The sequence below is a fragment of the Flavihumibacter petaseus NBRC 106054 genome (assembly GCF_000974785.1).
Taxonomy (GTDB): Bacteria; Bacteroidota; Bacteroidia; order Chitinophagales; family Chitinophagaceae; genus Flavihumibacter; species Flavihumibacter petaseus.
The window spans coordinates 557,794-575,093 of the sequence record NZ_BBWV01000001.1 but is presented as its reverse complement, the minus strand read 5'-3'; the positions used below and the strand labels follow the sequence as shown (position 1 = coordinate 575,093).

Genomic DNA, 17,300 nt, shown 5'->3' with positions numbered 1-17,300 from the left:
ACAAGACGCTGTAGGAAAGGGATTCGTTCGGGACTCATTCGTTAATTTAACGGGGAATCCCCTTTGAATCCCGAACGAATCCCGAAGGCAACCCGAAGGAATGGACAGCTACCGTCGAATGAAGCAGGGTTAGCGACAAAACCATACCATTCATCTCGTTTTTTAGTAAAATTCCCGGGGTGAAAGACCAGGTTCAGCCTCTAAACGACCCCATAGTCAAACTCATAAACTTTTAAAAAACCTTCCTGTCAACCACTTCCGCACCGGCTCATCATAATACTTCACCAGGAGCCATGCCAGCGTAATATTGACAGCCAGGATACCGGCAGCTACGGCAGCACAGGTGATCAGCGACCCTGGCGATTCCATCGTAGGGGTTATGTTGTACTTTGATACCCAGGCGACGAATGTGTAGATAAATGGATAATGAATGATATAGAGTGGATAGGAAATTCTGCCCAAAAAGCGGTTGACACCTGAAAGCCGGCCTTCGACACTGCCGCTGGCGCCTAAATAAACCACCACCGGGAATATCAGCACTATCGACAGGGAATCGTAAAGACCGTTCAACCAGTGCTGATCACTGTTGCCTATCCGGGGCATCGACAGCATAACCACCAGGAGCAAGCCGCTCCACAGGAAGGCATTTTTAATATTCCCTGGCTTTGTTACCCTGGATAGCAGCAGGCCCGCCAGGAAGGGGTATAAAAGCCGCGTAAACCCGATCCTCAGCTGAACGGGGTCAACAGACCATCCACCGATCACATCTCCCTGCGCACTCGTTACAGCCAGGTGGATGAGCGCAGCTGCGGCCACCGCAGTCAGTATCGACAGTATGATCCTGTTACAATGGCGAAGCACAACGGCATACAGGATATTGGCGATGTATTCAAAGAATAAGGACCAGGCCGGCCCATTCAGCGGGTGCATTTCTGCCCAGCCCCTGATATCCATCGAGGGCGGTACCGGAATAAGGGTAAAGCCGATCACCATGGTAAGCAGTAAGGTCCCTACCGGTATATCATGAATGCCCGGGAAAGCCGGACTATCCTGGAAATAAAATAAAAATGCCCCGATCACCGAACCGACAATGATCATGGGATGCAAACGGATCAGGCGGCGTTTGCAGAAATCAGCCATGCTCATGCGGTCCCATCTTTCGTCATACGCATAGCCCATCACGAAACCGGAAAGCAGGAAGAAAAAATCAACCGCCAGGTAGCCATGATTGATCAGCTGTTTCTCGTGATTACCAAGGGCAAAGGTTTCCAGGAGGTGGAACATCACCACCAGGATCGCCGCAATTCCGCGCAATCCATCCAGAATTTCGTAGTGTTGCCTGGTGTCCTTAAATGTTGAATAGGCAGGGGTCATAAATTTCGTTGGGGAGCAAAGAAAAGGAACAAACTCCAAACCCCCACCGACGCTGAAGCTTCGGTGGGCTAAGTCCAAACTCCAAACTTCAAACTCCTTTTTTTGTAAATTAGCGTCATGCTGCAGTCTGTTCATCCCAAGCTGCCGATGCGCAATAAGGCGACCACGAAGGCTTACTACGTGGACCAGCTTCAATTCACCGATGCCGGCGCAGCAGACTATCCTGACTATCTCATACTTCAGAAGGAAAATATAGAGATCCATTTCTTCCACTTTGCTGAACTTGATCCACAGGAGAATTATGGACAGGTATATATCCGTGTAAAAGGTATTGAAGCTTTTTACAACGAATTGCTCGACCGCAACATAGCCATCCATCCCAACGCGCCATTGCAATCGAAGCCCTGGGGGTTAAAGGAGTTCTCTTTGCTTGATCCTGACAATAACCTGCTCACCTTCGGCGAGCCGGTTTAAAACATACGGCATGAACAGGCTCTTCCCGCTGCCTTTCTTTACCTTCCTGCGGATCACCCGGGAACACGGCGGTATTGCTCGGACCGGCATTAAAAACCTGCCGGGATGGCTGATCAAAACCATCCTGCTGGAACCCTTCCGGTGGATCGAAATAGCCTTCTTCCGCAGGAAGATCGAACAGCATACCATCACCCGCGACCCCATATTTGTACTTGGCTTCTATCGGAGCGGCACTTCATTTCTGCATGAATTTATTTCCCAGGATCAGCGCCTCCGCTATCATTCTGTTTTCCAGATGATCTTCCCGGAGATCATGCTCACCACAGAAAAATGGCTTTCTCCTTTGCTCGAAGGTATCTGCCGGATTTTCCGCCTGCAGGACCCGGTTCATCGTATCCCCATGTCTTTCCGTTATCCCGGAGAAGAAGATGGAACCATGACTACCGCTGTGAATCCCAGGGGCGCCCAATGGGGTTATTTCTTTCCCGAAAAAATGAAGGATCATTTCAACAGGTATGTGCTGTTTGATGATGTTACCGAAACAGAGCAACAGGCATGGACAAAGGATTTTCTTTTCCTGCTTAAAAAGATATCACTTTCCGGAAAAGGCAGGCAACTCGTGTTGAAAAGTCCGCCGAACACTGCCCGTATCAAACTGCTCCTTTCCCTTTTTCCAAATGCGAAATTCATTTTCATCCACCGCCACCCTGTGGATGTCTATCTCTCCAACAAAAGATTCTGGAAGGTTACGCACCGCATATACGCCTTGGGACGTATCCCGGAGATGGGCGTCAACCAGGTCATCCTGGATACCTATAGCCGCATGATGGACCGCTACCTTGAGGAAAAATCACTGGTACCTTCCGGGCAACTGGTGGAAATTCCCTATGATAACCTCGTTCGCGAACCCGTCGATACCATGCGCGCTATTTACAGGCAGTTGGGCCTGGATGACTTTAGTCATTGCGAAAAACAAATGCAGCAATTCGCAGACCTGCAGCAGAACTTTGTTCGCCTCAAACATGAAATGCCGCCTGACGAACTTCAGTTGGTAACGGACAGATTTGAACGCTATATCAGCCATTGGCAATACAACAGAAAACAGGCAGCCAGCTGAAGAACTGACTTGCAAATCTGCAACTGATGTTGTAAATTCAGAGAGGGCGATTAACCCTTCCCAGCCATGTCCCTCACCAAAACTGCAGATAAAGGCCGGCCTGATTACTATATCACGCCTACGCAGGATTTTACGCAATACACCCGGGACGCAGAACAGAAATACTGGAACCGCGAGACCAAATTTGACTGGCAGCAGGATGTCCGGTATAACCTGAAAATTCACCTCGAACAGCTGGAACCGGCAGGCCGTAAACATATTTTCATGCTGGTGCTGCCCATGGTGGCAGAGAATATCGATGGCAGTATCCGGCGACTCAGGGCAGAAGGGATTCCCATAAAAGAAGATGCCCTTAAAGCCCTTGCAGAATGCCTTCCTGAAAACACGCCTTCCATCGGGAAAGCCCTGGAGTTGCTTGCTCCTTTTTCGCGCTTGCAGAAAGAAGTGCAGCAGCTGCGCGACCGCCAGGAATTACTGAATGACGAACGGCTGGTATTGCAGGAACACCAACGTCTGGGATATATCCGGAGAGGCACAACGGTGCAACTCATCCGCTCGGCGGAGGAGCGGCAGGAGCAGGAAGTTGCGTTGGTCGAAATTTCCGGTCATCTGAAGGAAGTGACAGATGCCCTGCACCGCTATAACGGAAATGTGAGCCACCATTTGCAGCAGTTATCAGGCGAAATCCGATCGGACCTTACTGTAATTCTTCCTTATGTACTGCACGACCTGCAAGAGATGCTGATGCTGGTGCAACAAACGCTGGTCACCGGAAGGATCCCGGAGGCCCATCCTGAACTAAGGCAATTGCAGGACCTGGTATTGCAGCGACAACTCAGGGGCTTACGCGACATCGCCAATCACGCCCTGGTAGTGGAACAGAGCGCCATTGCACCTTTGACCATGGGCATCATTCATTACCGGAGATATCGCGAGATCCAGGAAGCGATGACCACTTTTATCAATGATGAAGCCAAACATTCCGCTACTTTCCGCAGGTTCCTGGTGGAGAAGCTGCAGGCTAAGGAATTCATCGCGGCAAAACTGATCAAAGGCGCAAAACGGTACATGTGGCTGGCACGTTTTATGCCGGGTACGGGGCTTTTCCTGGCGGTAATCGTAGAAGCTATCGGCGCTGCTTACCTGGAATTCTTCGGTAACGAAAAATACATGCCGGACAAACTTTTCTGCAGCATCAGCCGCACTATTTCTGAACAGGACGAGACCCGGCATATGGACCTGTGCGTGGCGATGTACAATGAACTTTTCCGTCGGGGTAAAAGATGGGAAAAATTGCGGAATAAAGTAGCACTGAAAGTCCTGATGAAGTCAGTATATGGCGACAAGACAGACGATCATCACCTGATACAGGCTTTCCGTGCTTTCGGCGTCGGATCGGATGTGTTGTACCGCCACATCACCGGCAGACTCAGCCAGCAGCTGACCCGCATAGGCATGTACGTTACACCGGAAGAAATGATGCTGATCATAGGACGTCAATAAATGAATTTGGTTAACCAGGAACTATACCCCTTTGCCAGTCATTTTGCCCGCATTAACGGGCACCGTTACCACTATGTGGAAGAAGGAAGCGGTGATCCGGTGGTATTGCTTCACGGTAATCCTACCTGGTCCTTTTATTACCGGCAACTGATCTGCCGCCTGTCACACCAGTATCGTTGCCTTGCACCGGACCATATCGGTTGCGGCTATTCGGATAAACCCGGTGATGAGCATTACCAGTACACACTCGAGCAACGTGTGCGCGACCTTGAAACATTTCTTCAGGAGAAACATATTACCGGCAACATTCACCTGGTGATGCACGACTGGGGTGGGATCATCGGGATGGTATATGCGCACCGTCACCCGGAAGCGATCAAAAAAATTGTATTGCTGAATACCGCCGCATTTCATTTGCCGGAAGGGAAAAGATTTCCACTGATGCTGCATTTTTTCAGGAGCTGGCCGGGCGCATTTTTCATCCGCGCTTTCAACGCTTTCAGCGGACTGGCAACCATCGAAGGGGTTAAGCGCGTCAGTCTTTCCCGTGCTGTGCGGAAGGGATTTACCGCTCCCTATAATTCCTGGAAGAACCGGATCGCCACGCTACGGTTCATCCAGGATGTGCCGCTGCGCCCGGGAGATCGTGGTTATGATACCATCACCGCTGTACAGCAAAGTTTGCCGCAATTCAGGAATACGCCTGTCCTGATTGCCTGGGGTATGAAAGACCGGGTTTTTGACAGGACGATCCTCCAGGCGTGGAAAAGTTATCTCCCCAACGCGCAGGTTCATGAATTTGAAGATTCAGGTCATTATATACTCGAAGATCAGCAGCAAGCAATAGGAGACCTGATAACCGATTTTTTCAATACAGCATGAAGCCATTCAACATTGCTGCCGCAGTGATCGAAATGGCAGAACGGCAGCCTGATACTATCGCCATCGCTTTTCCCGTGCCAGACAGTATGGACGGTAATGGTATAACACAATATAGCAGGCTCTCGTTCCGGGAACTTGCCCGCGAAACAGTTTGTGTCGCCCGCGGGCTGCTTGCCTCAGGATATGAACGAGGTGACCGCGTGGTAATGATGGTACCCCCGGGAGCAGACTTTTTCGTACTGAGTTTTGCCATGCTGTTTTCGGGAATTGTGCCTGTATACATCGATCCCGGGATCGGTCGCAGGAACCTGAAGACATGCATCGATGAAGTTGCTCCGGTTGGTTTTATCGGGGTGCAGAAAGCGCAACTTGCGCGGGTTGCCCTTGGTTGGGGTCGCAAAACGATCCGTCGCAGCATAACGGTGGGTGGGCGTTGGCGCTGGGCAGGAAAAAGCTTGCGGTCCGTCAGGAATGCAGACCGCTCCGCAGGGCCGGGACCGTTTTTTGATGCATTGCCCGATGATCCGGCAGCAATCATTTTCACCAGCGGATCCACGGGGTTGCCCAAAGGTGTTTGTTATTCGCACGGAAATTTCCGGGCACAGCTGGACAGCATACGGCACACTTTTGATTTTGTTCCGGGTGAAATTGACATGCCTACGTTTGCACCTTTTGCGCTGTTCAATCCCGCACTCGGAATGACCAGCGTTCTGCCTGATATGGATTTCACGAAACCTGCACAGGTCGCCCCCCAAAAAATTACCGGACCGATCTGCCAGTGGGGCATCACCAACATGTTTGGGTCTCCGGCGCTGATCGATGCCGTCGGCCGCTATGCCACCAGTCATGGCATCCGGTTGCCAACATTGAAGCGAGTGATTTCTGCCGGTGCACCGGCTTCTGTAAAAGCCTTGTCAAGGTTTTCCTCCCTGTTAAACCCGGAGGTTCAGATCTTTACACCTTATGGCGCAACGGAGGCGATGCCGGTGACCATTATCGCCAGTAACCAACTGCTGAAAGAAACGCAGAAACTCACGGATACGGGTCACGGCATTTGCCTGGGCAAAGCAGTGAATGGAATAACGATAGCCATCATTCCGATCAGCGACAAAGCAATTCCGCAATGGTCGGATGAGCTGAAACTACCACCTGGCAGAATAGGAGAGATCATTGTAACGGGTGCTGCTGTTACCCGGCTTTATTATAACCGGACGGAGGAAACCAGCCTGGCTAAAATACCCGATGGAAACCAATGCTGGCACCGGATGGGAGACCTCGGTTATTTTGATGAAGAACTGAAACTCTGGTTCTGCGGCCGCAAGGCACATCGTGTGAGAACGGGTGGCCGCGAGCTGTATTCAGTTCCAGTGGAAGGCATTTTTAACAAACATCCCGGTGTGTTCAGGTCAGCGCTCGTGGAAGTGGGCGGCGAGGCTGTGCTTTGTGTGGAAGCGGAGAAGAATATCGAAAAAAAACAGGAAGCACAACTCAGAATTGAACTGCTGCAATGGGCAGCGGCATATCCGGATACGGATCAGATCAAAACATTATTGTTTCACCCAGGCTTTCCGGTGGATTTCCGGCACAATGCGAAGATCATTCGTGAGCAGCTGGCGGAATGGGCTAAAAATGAAATGGCATGAAACTGCTGGTAACCGGTGGCGGCGGATTTCTCGGAAGTGCTATTGTAAAGCAACTGCGCACCGCCGGGCACGACGTTATTTCATATACCCGTAATCATTACCCTGAACTGGGAGATACCGGAGCCCTCCAGATGCAGGGGGATATCGCCGATTATTCCAGGCTCAGCAAAGCGGCTGCAGGTTGTGACGGAATTTTTCATGTTGCCGCCAGAACCGGTACCAGTGGCCATTACCGCGACTTTTACCAGACCAATGTGTGGGGCACAGAACAGGTTTTGCGCGCCTGCAGGCAATATGGTATAAAGAACCTTGTTTTTACCAGCTCACCCAGTGTGGTATTTGACGGTAAAGATCTTGAAGGTGGCGATGAAAGTCTTCCCTATCCCAAAAAGTATTCGGCATGGTACCCAAAAACCAAGGCCCTTGCTGAACAACTGGTAATGGCAGCAAACAGCGCATCCCTGAGAACGGTCAGCCTGCGGCCACACCTTATCTGGGGACCAGGCGATACGCATTATTTGCCGGCACTGATAAAACGCTCGCAAGGCGGCAGTTTGTGCATTTTGGGAAATGCCCCAAAACTGGTGGACTGTACCTATATCGATAATGCCGCAATGGCGCATATCAGGGCATTTGATCGGTTGCTGAAGCATCCTGAACAGCTTGCAGGAAAAACCTATTTCATTTCCCAGGAAAGCCCTATCCCCGTGACCAGCCTCATGAATATGCTGCTGGCTTCAGGAGGCTGCGCACCGGTTACACGACACCTGCCTGCTGGATTGGTCAGATTTTCGGCAAAGACCCTGGAACGCCTTTACCGCGCGCTGAAATTAAATGGAGAGCCTCCGGTTAGTTATTTTGTCGCCCAGCAATTATCTACTGCACACTGGTTTGATATCACTGCTGCAAAAAGAGATTTTGGTTATTCGCCTGACATTTCAATCGAGCAGGGAATGGAAAGATTGCGCATGTGGGTAGCGTCAGGCCAGTATGCACGTTTCAGTTCATAACCTAAACTTTCAGTTATGTGTTTTTCTGCCGGAGCAAGTTTTGCCGTAAGTGCCAGTCTGGTGGCACCGGGATATTTTTCCATCAGCCAGGCCAGAAATCGGGGAATGCTCCTCTTCGCCTGCACACCCCTGCTGTTCAGTTTTCATCAGGCAGCGGAAGGTATGATCTGGCTCTCACTCACCGACCCGGATTTTACTTCCTGGTATAAGCCGGCACTATATGGATATTCCTTTATCTCGCAACCCATCTGGCCTGTATGGGCGCCGTTAACGATGTGGCTGATGGAACCGGATGAAAAGAGGAAAAAACTGATCTCCTGGTTCTTGATACTCGGCATCGCTTCAGCCCTGTACATGTTTTATTGCCTGATCAGCTATCCTATCCGGGCGGTGGCAGAACACGGCCATATCCGTTATTACCGCGCATTTCCACACCTCACCATCATGCGCCCCTTAAACTTTATTACAATTGCCATCTCTCCGTTTCTATCCACGTTGCGGTACAGCAAGCTCCTGGCTGCAGCCATGCTTTTGTCATTGATCATGACGTATTTCTTCTTCACGAGCTACCTCATTTCTGTCTGGTGTTTTTTCGCAGCCATACTCAGCCTTCTCGTTATACTCGTGGTTCGTGCCAACAGGTGACGACTTCTCAAGATGTGCGGCCAGTTCCGCAATAGTCTGGTATTCGAAAAGATCAGCAGGCTGAAGGGCGATGCCTGCTGCGTTCGCATGCGCAACGGCCTGCAGGCTTTGCATAGAAGCGCCGCCAAGTGAAAAGAAATTGTCATGCCTGCCAACCGGCGCAGTGAGTAAAACATTTTCCCAGATTCCTGCAAGTTGGTTTTCTATAATGCCAACAGGTGCAGCATAACCGGGTTGCCGGAGTTGCGTTGCAGCCAAAGGCAGAGCTGCGCGATTGATTTTTCCGTTGGGTGTCAGCGGCAAAGTTTCCAGTGGAATAAAAATAGCCGGTATCATATAGGCGGGCAGTCTGCTCCTTAGCCAGGAAGCCCAATCCCGGTTTTGATAGTCCGTTACAAGGTATGCAATCAGTCGCTTTTCCCCGGAAGGCAACGCCTCCACAATAGTAACCGCATCGCGCACCTCCGGATGCTGAAGCAGTTGGGCATTGGCTTCTGCCGGTTCAACCCGGTGACCATTGATTTTCACCTGGTCATCCCAGCGTCCGATCAGCTCAATACTGCCATCGGCAAGGTAACGGGCACGATCACCCGTTTTATAAAGCCGGACAGACGCGGTGGGTGGCAAATGATTAAAGGAGCGACTCACGAACTTCGCTGTTGTCAGTGCGGGTTGCCCGCAATAGCCGCGCGCCAGACCCTTGCCGCCGATATGCAATTCTCCGATCACGCCGGCCGGCAGCGGTTGCCCCAAAGCATCAAGTACATACAATTGTGTATTGGCGATGGGCTGCCCGATGGTGATTGGTGCGCTGTCTCTTTTTACTGTTGTCAGTGAACTCCAGATGGTGGTTTCAGTTGGCCCGTAGAGATTCCATAGCTGTGCAACTTTATCAAGCAGCCGATCTGCCAGTTTTCGGGTCAGTACATCACCGCCACAAAGCGCTGTCAAAGCAGGTGCTCCTTTCCATCCGGAATCAAGGAGCAATTGCCAGGTAGCTGGTGTTGCCTGCATCAACGTGACACCATGCCGTTCGATTGCTTCTGCAAGCAGTAATGATTGTGTTGCAGTTTCTTTCTCCACCAGTATTACGGTTGCCCCTGTCACCAGCGGAAGAAAAATTTCAAGTGCCATGATATCGAATGAGATCGGCGTTACGGATAACAATACATCATGGCTGCAGATCCCCGGTCGCCGTTGCATCGACTGTATGAAATTGGTCAATGCAGCATGGGTGATCATCACTCCTTTGGGAAGGCCGGTCGATCCCGATGTATACAGGATGTATGCGAGATTGTCCTGCGTCGCCTTTGTGGCGGTCATGGAACTGACCTGTTCCGCTGTTCTTCCGCCGCGCTGTAAATACAATATGGGCAGGCCGGCGGATTCAAGGGGAACACCATCACTTTCCGTCAGCAACAGTTGCAATGCTGCATCCCTGATCATAAATGCTTTCCTTTCTTGCGGCAATGAGGGGGCGATGGGCAGATAGGCTCCTCCCGCTTTATGCGTTCCCAGCAAGGCCACAACCAGGGAAACAGATTTTTCAAGGTGTATGCCGATCCGGAATTCCGGTCCGGCACCGCATGCACAAAGCTGTGCTGCCAGGCGTTCAGCACGTCTGTTGAGCTCCGCATAGCTCAGCGTTTCGCAGGAGTCTTTCACGGCAATGGCATCCGGTGTCCGAAGCACTTGTGCTTCAAATAGCCCGTGCAGGCAGGCGGCGTCCGGGTAAACCTCTGCCGTATCATTCAGTTCGTTAACCAGGAACTGATAAGTGTCTTCATCCAGCAGCGGCAGTTTTGATACCTGCTGTGTTGGTTCCGCCAGGGCCGATTCCAGCAACCGGATGTAAGAGCTGAACATCGCAGTGATCGTAGCCGGTGCGAACAGATCCGTATTAAATGTCACCTGGCAACGCCAATCGCCCGCGGAAGGAATAACCATAAACGACAAATCAAACTGTGCAACATCACCGTCAACATCCAATGGTGTAATAGCCAGACCTGGAAGGTTCATCTCGGGAACAGGAACATTTTGCAGATTAAAGATTGTCTGGTAAACAGGGGAGCGGCTAAGGTCTCTGTCAGGCTGAACGGTCTCCACTATTTTTTCAAAAGGATAGTCCTGGTGTGCCAGGGCCTCCAGGCAAGTCGTGCGGACCTGCACCAGCAACATTTCAAAAGTAATTGCCTCAGGCAACTGTATGCGCAATGGAAGACTATTGATCAGGACGCCAATCAGGTTTTCCAGTTCCGGCAGGTTGCGATTGGCTACCGGTGTTCCGATGATGATTTCTTCCTGTCCGCTGTAGCGGTGAAGCAACATGGCATATGCACTGAGCATTACCATGAATGGAGTAGCAGACGATGCACCTGCAACCTGTTCAATTGCTTTAACCGTATTACGCTCCAATGTAAAATGATGACTGGCACCGTTATAACTTTGCCGTGCTCCCCTGGTAAAATCAGTAGGTAGTTCAAGGAGCGGCAGGTTTCCGGACAGCTTTTGTTTCCAGTATTGCGTCGACGGATGTTCCTTTCCCTGGTGTTCCTGCTGAAGCCAGGCAGCATAGTCGGCATATTGCAATGGAAGGTCAGGTAACCCGGTTTGACTGCCGTTCTGGAAATGCTCATAATAATACATCAGTTCCTTCAGGAAGACGCCCAGTGACCAGCCATCAGCGATAGCGTGGTGCACTACAACCAGGAGGCAATGGCTTTGTTCAGTCAATGAATATAGCCTGAGCCGTATCAATGGAGCATCCTGCAGGTTGAAAGGCAGGCGGACTTCTTTTGCTGCCATTTTTTTTGCAGTGGACAATGCCTCTGTACCGGATAGATGTGTCAGTGGTATTACAGGGATTGAAAGGGATAACTTTTCCTGCCAGGCAGGTACCGGCATACCCTGAGGAAACAAAAATTTTGTTCGCAGGGCATCATGGCGCTGCAGCACCTGGTTGACACTGAAATGCAACGCATCTGTATCTAGGTCTCCATGCAGTTCATAAAAGGCAGATAAGTTATTGATGCTTGTGCCCGGTTCAAGCAGTTCCAGGAAGAGCAGCCTTTTCTGAGGAAATGAAAGCGGAACTGTCATCCCCGGAGAACGGGGAGGAATCGTTGGTTGGGCAGCTTTCTTTGCATTGCTGATCAGGGCGGATTCAAGTTTTGCTGCCAGATGCCTGATGGTAAACGATTGAAATGCTTCCTGGGGGTCGATCCTGGTGCCGAAGGACTGCTGGGCACGCGATAAAAGTTGAGCTGCAAGCACGGAGTCTCCGCCCAGTTCAAAAAATGAATCAAGCACCCCAATGCAGTCAATGTGAAGCGTTTGCTGCCAAAGGGCGGCGAGTTGATGTTCCATTGTGGTTTCCGGGGCGATATAGGCCTGCCGGAGGCGGGGGCGGTTATAATGCCTTCCGGTAACCGGATGATGATTTTGTATCGCGGTAAAATACGGAATGTGGGCAGCGGCAGGATAGAGCTCCAGGAGATTTTTTACGTCAAAAGGAAGCACAGCCACCTGTGGTACGGATGCATACAGCAGTTGCGACAATATCGAAAGACCGTCTTCGATCCCGATCACTTTAATAAGATGCTGCACCGGAGCCTGTTTTTCAATAAGCTTGTGCGTGGCCGCCGCCGCAAGTCCCACATCTGCCCAGGGCCCCCAGTTGATACTGACGGCAGGCAAACCCCTGCTTCGGCGATAATTGGCCATGGCATCGAGGCTGGCGCTGGCCGCCGCATAATTTCCCTGACCAGGAGCGCCCAGTAAAGACACTACGGAAGAAAACAATACAAAAAAATCCAGCTGGAGATGTTGCGTTGCCTGGTGCAGGTGAAGGGTGCCTTCTACCTTGGGCGCCATTACTTTTCTCATCCTCGTGGCATCAAGGTTGAGTAATGCGCCGTCATCCAGCAGGCCGGCGGCATGAATTACGCCGCGCAATGGTGGAAGCGCTTCCTCCATTCGTGCGAACAAGGCTTCAACCTGTTGCCCATCGCTAACATCTGCCTGCGCCAGCACCACCGATACACCACGTTCCTTCAAGCGTTCCGTATTGGTTAAAACCGCATCCGTCGGTTCGCTCCTTCCCATCAACACCAGGTATCGGGCACCATGATCCACCATCCAGTTTGCCATGCATAATCCGAGCGCACCCATACCTCCCGTGATCAGGTAAGTTGCTTCTTCGCGGAACTGCAAAGCCGGAGGTTCTTGTTGTGTGGACTGATGGGGCACGAGGCGAAGTACAAATCGTTTCCCTTTCCGGAATGCCAGCTGGTCCTCTTTACCGGTCATCATCAGGTGCCGCAACAGGATTGCTGCTTCCTGGCCATTCTGTAATTGTCCATCGAGATCGATGCGTATGCATTGCAGGTCGGGAAATTCAAAACTGATCACCTTTCCGAGACCCCATAGTGCTGCCTGCTCAACTGATACCTGCTCACCTGGCGCAGTGCATTGTGCACCCCTTGTGACCAGCCATAATCGCGGTGATGCGCCCGGACGTTGCGAAAGCAATTGAACGAGCGATAGAACGCTGTTCACGCCCAGGTCGTACTGACGCTCTGTGGCATATTCCTGCGCGTCTGATTGCGACGGGATAGAAAGACTCCACAGGTGTATGACACCGTACAATGGGTCAGTACGCTGGCATTCCTGCCACAAACTAGTTAGGGCATTCCTGTCATTGCTGTAAATAACCGTTACAGTGTTACCCGCAGCTTCCAGTTGTGCTGCTGTTGATACGGCCAATCCGCCTTCATCGGCAAGGATCAGCCAACGGTGATTACCCGTTAGCAATTTCGCGCCGGGTTCCTCATCCTGTAACTGCCATTCCTGGTGGTACTGCCAGGTGCGCTGTTCGCTACCGCTGTGATGATCTTCTGCAACACGATGCAGCCGGAACCCTTTTATAGTGGCCACCGGCATAAGATCACTACTGTACAGGTAAATGTTTTCCGTGATTTGATCAACCGGCTGTTTGGCGGTGATCGGAACCCGGCAGTACAGCAGTCCGGCGGGAGCTGCGTGTATTTGTACGCTGTCGCAGCCTTCCGGCAGAAAGCGTCCTTTGTCAATGGCAGGATGAATTGCCATCACCTGTAAACAGGCATCCAGTAATGCAGGATGAAGCTGGTATTGATAAGCTTCCTGCTGCAGATTTCCGGGAAGTTCTGTGCGCCCAAGGATAGTGTTTCCGTCCTGCGACACTGAGCAAAGTCCCCGGAAGGCTTCGCCATATTCCAGCCCCCTGTTGAACAGCCGCTGGTAAAAATCCTTTATGGAAATACAGCTGCAGTTTTCAGCAGCAAATACTGATGGTACTGCAGCCGGCATTTCAGCCTGGCGGCGAAATGTTGCAGTGGTATGAAGGATCCATTTGTCTTTCCTCGTAACACGGCTATAGATCGTGAGCAGGTATTCTTTTTCCTTTCCGGGTTCAAGGATAGTCTGTACTTCCGTAGAGACACCCTTTTGCAATATCAGCTTTTTGAGAAAGCGGAAAGACCCGGGCAGGTAGTTATTGGCAAGACCCGCTTCTTTTCGGACCTGCAAAGCCATCTCGATAAATGCAGCAGCAGGAAAAATGATCTGCCCGTCAATCCGGTGATCCTGCAGCCACGACGGCAGGTTACCCTGAAGGTCCTTTTGCCAAATCAGGGTGCCGGAAGCATTTGCCGGTTGCAAACTTTCGCCCAGTAACGGGTGTACTGTTTGATTCTCTTTGCACAAAAACGGGGCCGTAGCTTCCAGCCAGTACCGCTGGCGCTGCCAGGGCATTAGGGGAAGGTGCAGGGGAGGCCGCTGCGGATAAAGGCCTTCCCACCTGACCGGATAACCTGATGTATACAACCTGCGAACCACCTCGTAAAGCACTTCTGTTGCCGGGGTTTCCCTGCGTAGTGCAGGCAACAGGTTAAGTTGGCTGTTACCGGATTGAAAGACCTGTTGCAGGGCTCCCAGCAGGATGGGGTGTGGCCCGATCTCAATAAAATCTGTGTAGCCATCGTCCTGCAGGGCAGATGCAGCGGAAGAGAACAAAACGGGTTTACGCAGATTATCCATCCAATACACGGCATCCATTTTCAGATCGGACAACAATGTTCCGGTAACGGTCGAGTAGAGTGGTAAACTGCCGGTAACAGGATGGAGTTCTTTTAATGCATCAAGTAAATCAGTACGGATAGCGTCGACCTGTGAACTATGTGAAGCGATGTCAACATTGACGGGTTTGCAGAAAATCTGTTCCTGCTGCAATGTCTGCGTCAGGCTCGCCAAAGCAGCAATATCTCCGGTAAGCACAGTTGATTCCGGGCTGTTCAATGCCGCGATGTCAACCAGGTTGTTATATTTCTTTAAACGATTGCCTGCTTCGGCGGCGGACAAACCCGTAGCGAGCATACCACCCTGTCCACGCAGGCGGCGCATCAGCTGACTGCGCCTGCAGATAATGCGAACAGCATCTTCAAGGTTAATCTTTCCGGCAACCTGTGCAGCGGCAACTTCGCCCATACTGTGTCCTGCTACGGCATCCGGAGTGATTCCCCAGTGCCCGAATACTGCTGCAAGACCTACCTGGATTGCAAAAATGGCAGGCTGAATGATGTCAATCTCCTGGTCATTTTGGGAACTTATATGGCACTGCAGATAGTCTTCGAGTGACCAGTCCTGGTATTGTTGCATCAGGCTATCCAGTTCCCTGATTTTGCCGGCAAATACTGGTGAAGATCTTAACAGTTCCCTTCCCATGCCAGGCCATTGCCCTCCCTGGCCGGGAAATATAAAGGCAAGCCTGCGGTTCGGGGTCACTGCCTCATCACCAACAGTTAATCCGGTATCAGGCAATCCATGCTGGAAAGCTGTCAGACCTGCGATCATTTGTTCACGGTTGTTCCCCATGACGGCAATCCGGGGAAATTGCTGGCTTCGCCGCCAGGCAGCAGCGCTGCAGATCGCGCGGACAGACAGGGAACTATCGGAAAGCATTACCCGAAATTGATCAGCAAGTTGTCGGAGTGCCTGTTCCCCGCCTGATGAAAGGGGTAATAAATATACCCCTGCTGTATCGTTGCCAGTGACAGCAGCATCTGGCAACTCAGTTTTGTATTCTTTGGAAATGATCACATGAACATTTGTGCCGCCAAACCCGAAGGAGCTGACACCTGCCAGTGCAGTACCCTCGTTCAACGGCCAGGCCGATATGATTTGCTGTACCTGTAGGTGCAACGTGTCAAAGGCAAGATGCGGATTGGGCAACAGGTAGTGCAGGGAGGCCGGGATCATTTTGTGCCGCATAGACAGGATCACCTTGATCAGTCCGGCGATGCCGGCAGCTGCTTCCAGGTGACCTATATTGCTCTTTACAGTTCCGATAATACATGGCCCTACAATACGATCCCTGCCCATAACAGCCCCTAGAGCTGCAGCTTCCATGGCATCACCCAGGAGGGTGCCTGTGCCGTGTGTTTCGACATATTGCAGGTGTGATGGCGCTACGCCGGCTTGCTGACACGCTGCTACCAGAAGCGCTTCCTGTGATTCACGGCTGGGCGCCATCAGGCCGTTGGTCCGGCCATCCTGCCGCATGGCGCTTCCGCGGATAACCGCATGAATCGTATCGCCGTCTCTTAATGCCGCCTCCAATGGTTTCAACAGAACGAGTCCGCCACCTTCTCCCCGCACATAACCATTTGCCCGGGCATCAAAGGCTTTGCATCTTCCATCGGGGGAAAGCACACCTGCTTTCGTGAAAGCAATGGCATGCACCGGTGAAAGCATAATATTCACGCCGCCAGCGATAGCCATGCTGCATTCGCCATCCCGCAGACTTTTACAAGCCAGATGGAGGGCTGACAGGGAAGAAGAGCAGGCGGTATCAATAGCCATGCTTGGCCCATGGAGATCGTAGTAATAGGAGATCCGGTTAGCTGCAATGGATAAGGCATTTCCTGTTCCGGAATGACTGGTCAGCATATCTGTGTTCCCCAATTGCAGCTGGCTGTACTCGTTCAATGCGATGCCGATAAATACACCAGTGTCGGTGCCGGTTATGGCATCTTTGTTCAGGTTGGCATCATCCAGCAATTCCCAGGAGAGTTCCATTAACAGCCGTTGCTGCGGGTCCATGCCTGCTGCTTCCACGGGAGAAATGCCAAAGAAAAAAGGGTCGAACTGGTCAATGTTTTCCAGGAATCCTCCCCATTGGGAAATGTTTTTTCTTTCTTCTGGTGCGGCTGTGATCGCGTCAGTACCTGTTCGCAAGAGTTCCCAGAAAGCATCAGGATCTTTTGCTCCCGGGAAACGGCAACTGATACCAATGATCGCAACTGCTTCATGGTGCTTGGGTTCCGGGTGCTCATCCGGAAGCGGGTTGCCCACCCTGCTTATATCAGCGTGATCATCTGCCTGAACCAGGAATTGTGCAAGGGTAAAGATGCTGGGATATTCGTAAACCAGGGTGGGAGATAATCTTCTTCCCAGCAATTCTTCCAGTTCCCCCGAAAGGCTGACGGCTTCACCGGAACTTAGACCGTAATGCGCAAAGGGTTCACGAATATCAATCAATTCGGGTTCGAGGTGCAGACTGGCCGCCAGTTGTCTGACCAGCCATTGCTGAATATCGTATTCGCTCAACATGTG

General features: G+C 51.5%; 9 protein-coding genes. 7 read left to right on the top strand and 2 right to left on the bottom strand.

Translation table 11 applies throughout. The features are described from left to right. Positions 1 to 222: 222 nt before the first annotated feature. Positions 223 to 1,374, bottom strand: a complete 1,152-nt coding sequence (locus FPE01S_RS02420; protein ID WP_046367321.1) for an acyltransferase family protein — start codon at positions 1,372 to 1,374, stop codon at positions 223 to 225. Positions 1,375 to 1,491: 117 nt separating this feature from the next. Between FPE01S_RS02420 and FPE01S_RS02415 the strand changes: the two genes are divergently transcribed. The 7 genes from FPE01S_RS02415 to FPE01S_RS25790 all read left to right on the top strand — a co-directional run bounded on the left by FPE01S_RS02415 (position 1,492) and on the right by FPE01S_RS25790 (position 8,648). After that, a complete protein-coding gene (locus FPE01S_RS02415; RefSeq protein ID WP_046367320.1) occupies positions 1,492 to 1,848 on the top strand; it encodes a bleomycin resistance protein in 357 nt (118 codons plus the stop codon). A 10-nt stretch (positions 1,849 to 1,858) separates the two neighbouring features. Next, on the top strand, positions 1,859 to 2,965 hold the full coding sequence (locus FPE01S_RS02410; protein ID WP_046367319.1) for a sulfotransferase family protein: 1,107 nt from the start codon (positions 1,859 to 1,861) through the stop codon (positions 2,963 to 2,965). Between the two features lie 66 nt (positions 2,966 to 3,031). Then, positions 3,032 to 4,468 (top strand): hypothetical protein, encoded by a 1,437-nt coding sequence (locus FPE01S_RS02405; protein ID WP_046367318.1) that lies wholly within the window; start codon positions 3,032 to 3,034, stop codon positions 4,466 to 4,468. After that, positions 4,469 to 5,350 (top strand): alpha/beta fold hydrolase, encoded by an 882-nt coding sequence (locus tag FPE01S_RS02400; RefSeq protein ID WP_046367317.1) that lies wholly within the window; start codon positions 4,469 to 4,471, stop codon positions 5,348 to 5,350. Beyond that, entirely contained in the window at positions 5,347 to 6,993 is a 1,647-nt protein-coding gene (locus FPE01S_RS02395) for a fatty acid CoA ligase family protein (RefSeq protein WP_046367316.1), read from the top strand. The genes FPE01S_RS02400 and FPE01S_RS02395 overlap by 4 nt, the downstream gene beginning before the upstream one ends. Beyond that, positions 6,990 to 8,003 (top strand): NAD-dependent epimerase/dehydratase family protein, encoded by a 1,014-nt coding sequence (locus tag FPE01S_RS02390; RefSeq protein ID WP_046367315.1) that lies wholly within the window; start codon positions 6,990 to 6,992, stop codon positions 8,001 to 8,003. Before FPE01S_RS02395 ends, FPE01S_RS02390 begins: the two co-directional genes overlap by 4 nt. A gap of 15 nt (positions 8,004 to 8,018) precedes the next feature. Beyond that, positions 8,019 to 8,648 (top strand): DUF6629 family protein, encoded by a 630-nt coding sequence (locus FPE01S_RS25790; RefSeq protein WP_157473872.1) that lies wholly within the window; start codon positions 8,019 to 8,021, stop codon positions 8,646 to 8,648. Here the strand turns inward: FPE01S_RS25790 and FPE01S_RS02380 are convergent. Continuing rightward, positions 8,538 to 17,297 (bottom strand): hybrid non-ribosomal peptide synthetase/type I polyketide synthase, encoded by an 8,760-nt coding sequence (locus FPE01S_RS02380; protein ID WP_046367313.1) that lies wholly within the window; start codon positions 17,295 to 17,297, stop codon positions 8,538 to 8,540. The genes FPE01S_RS25790 and FPE01S_RS02380 overlap by 111 nt on opposite strands. Positions 17,298 to 17,300 lie beyond the last annotated feature (3 nt).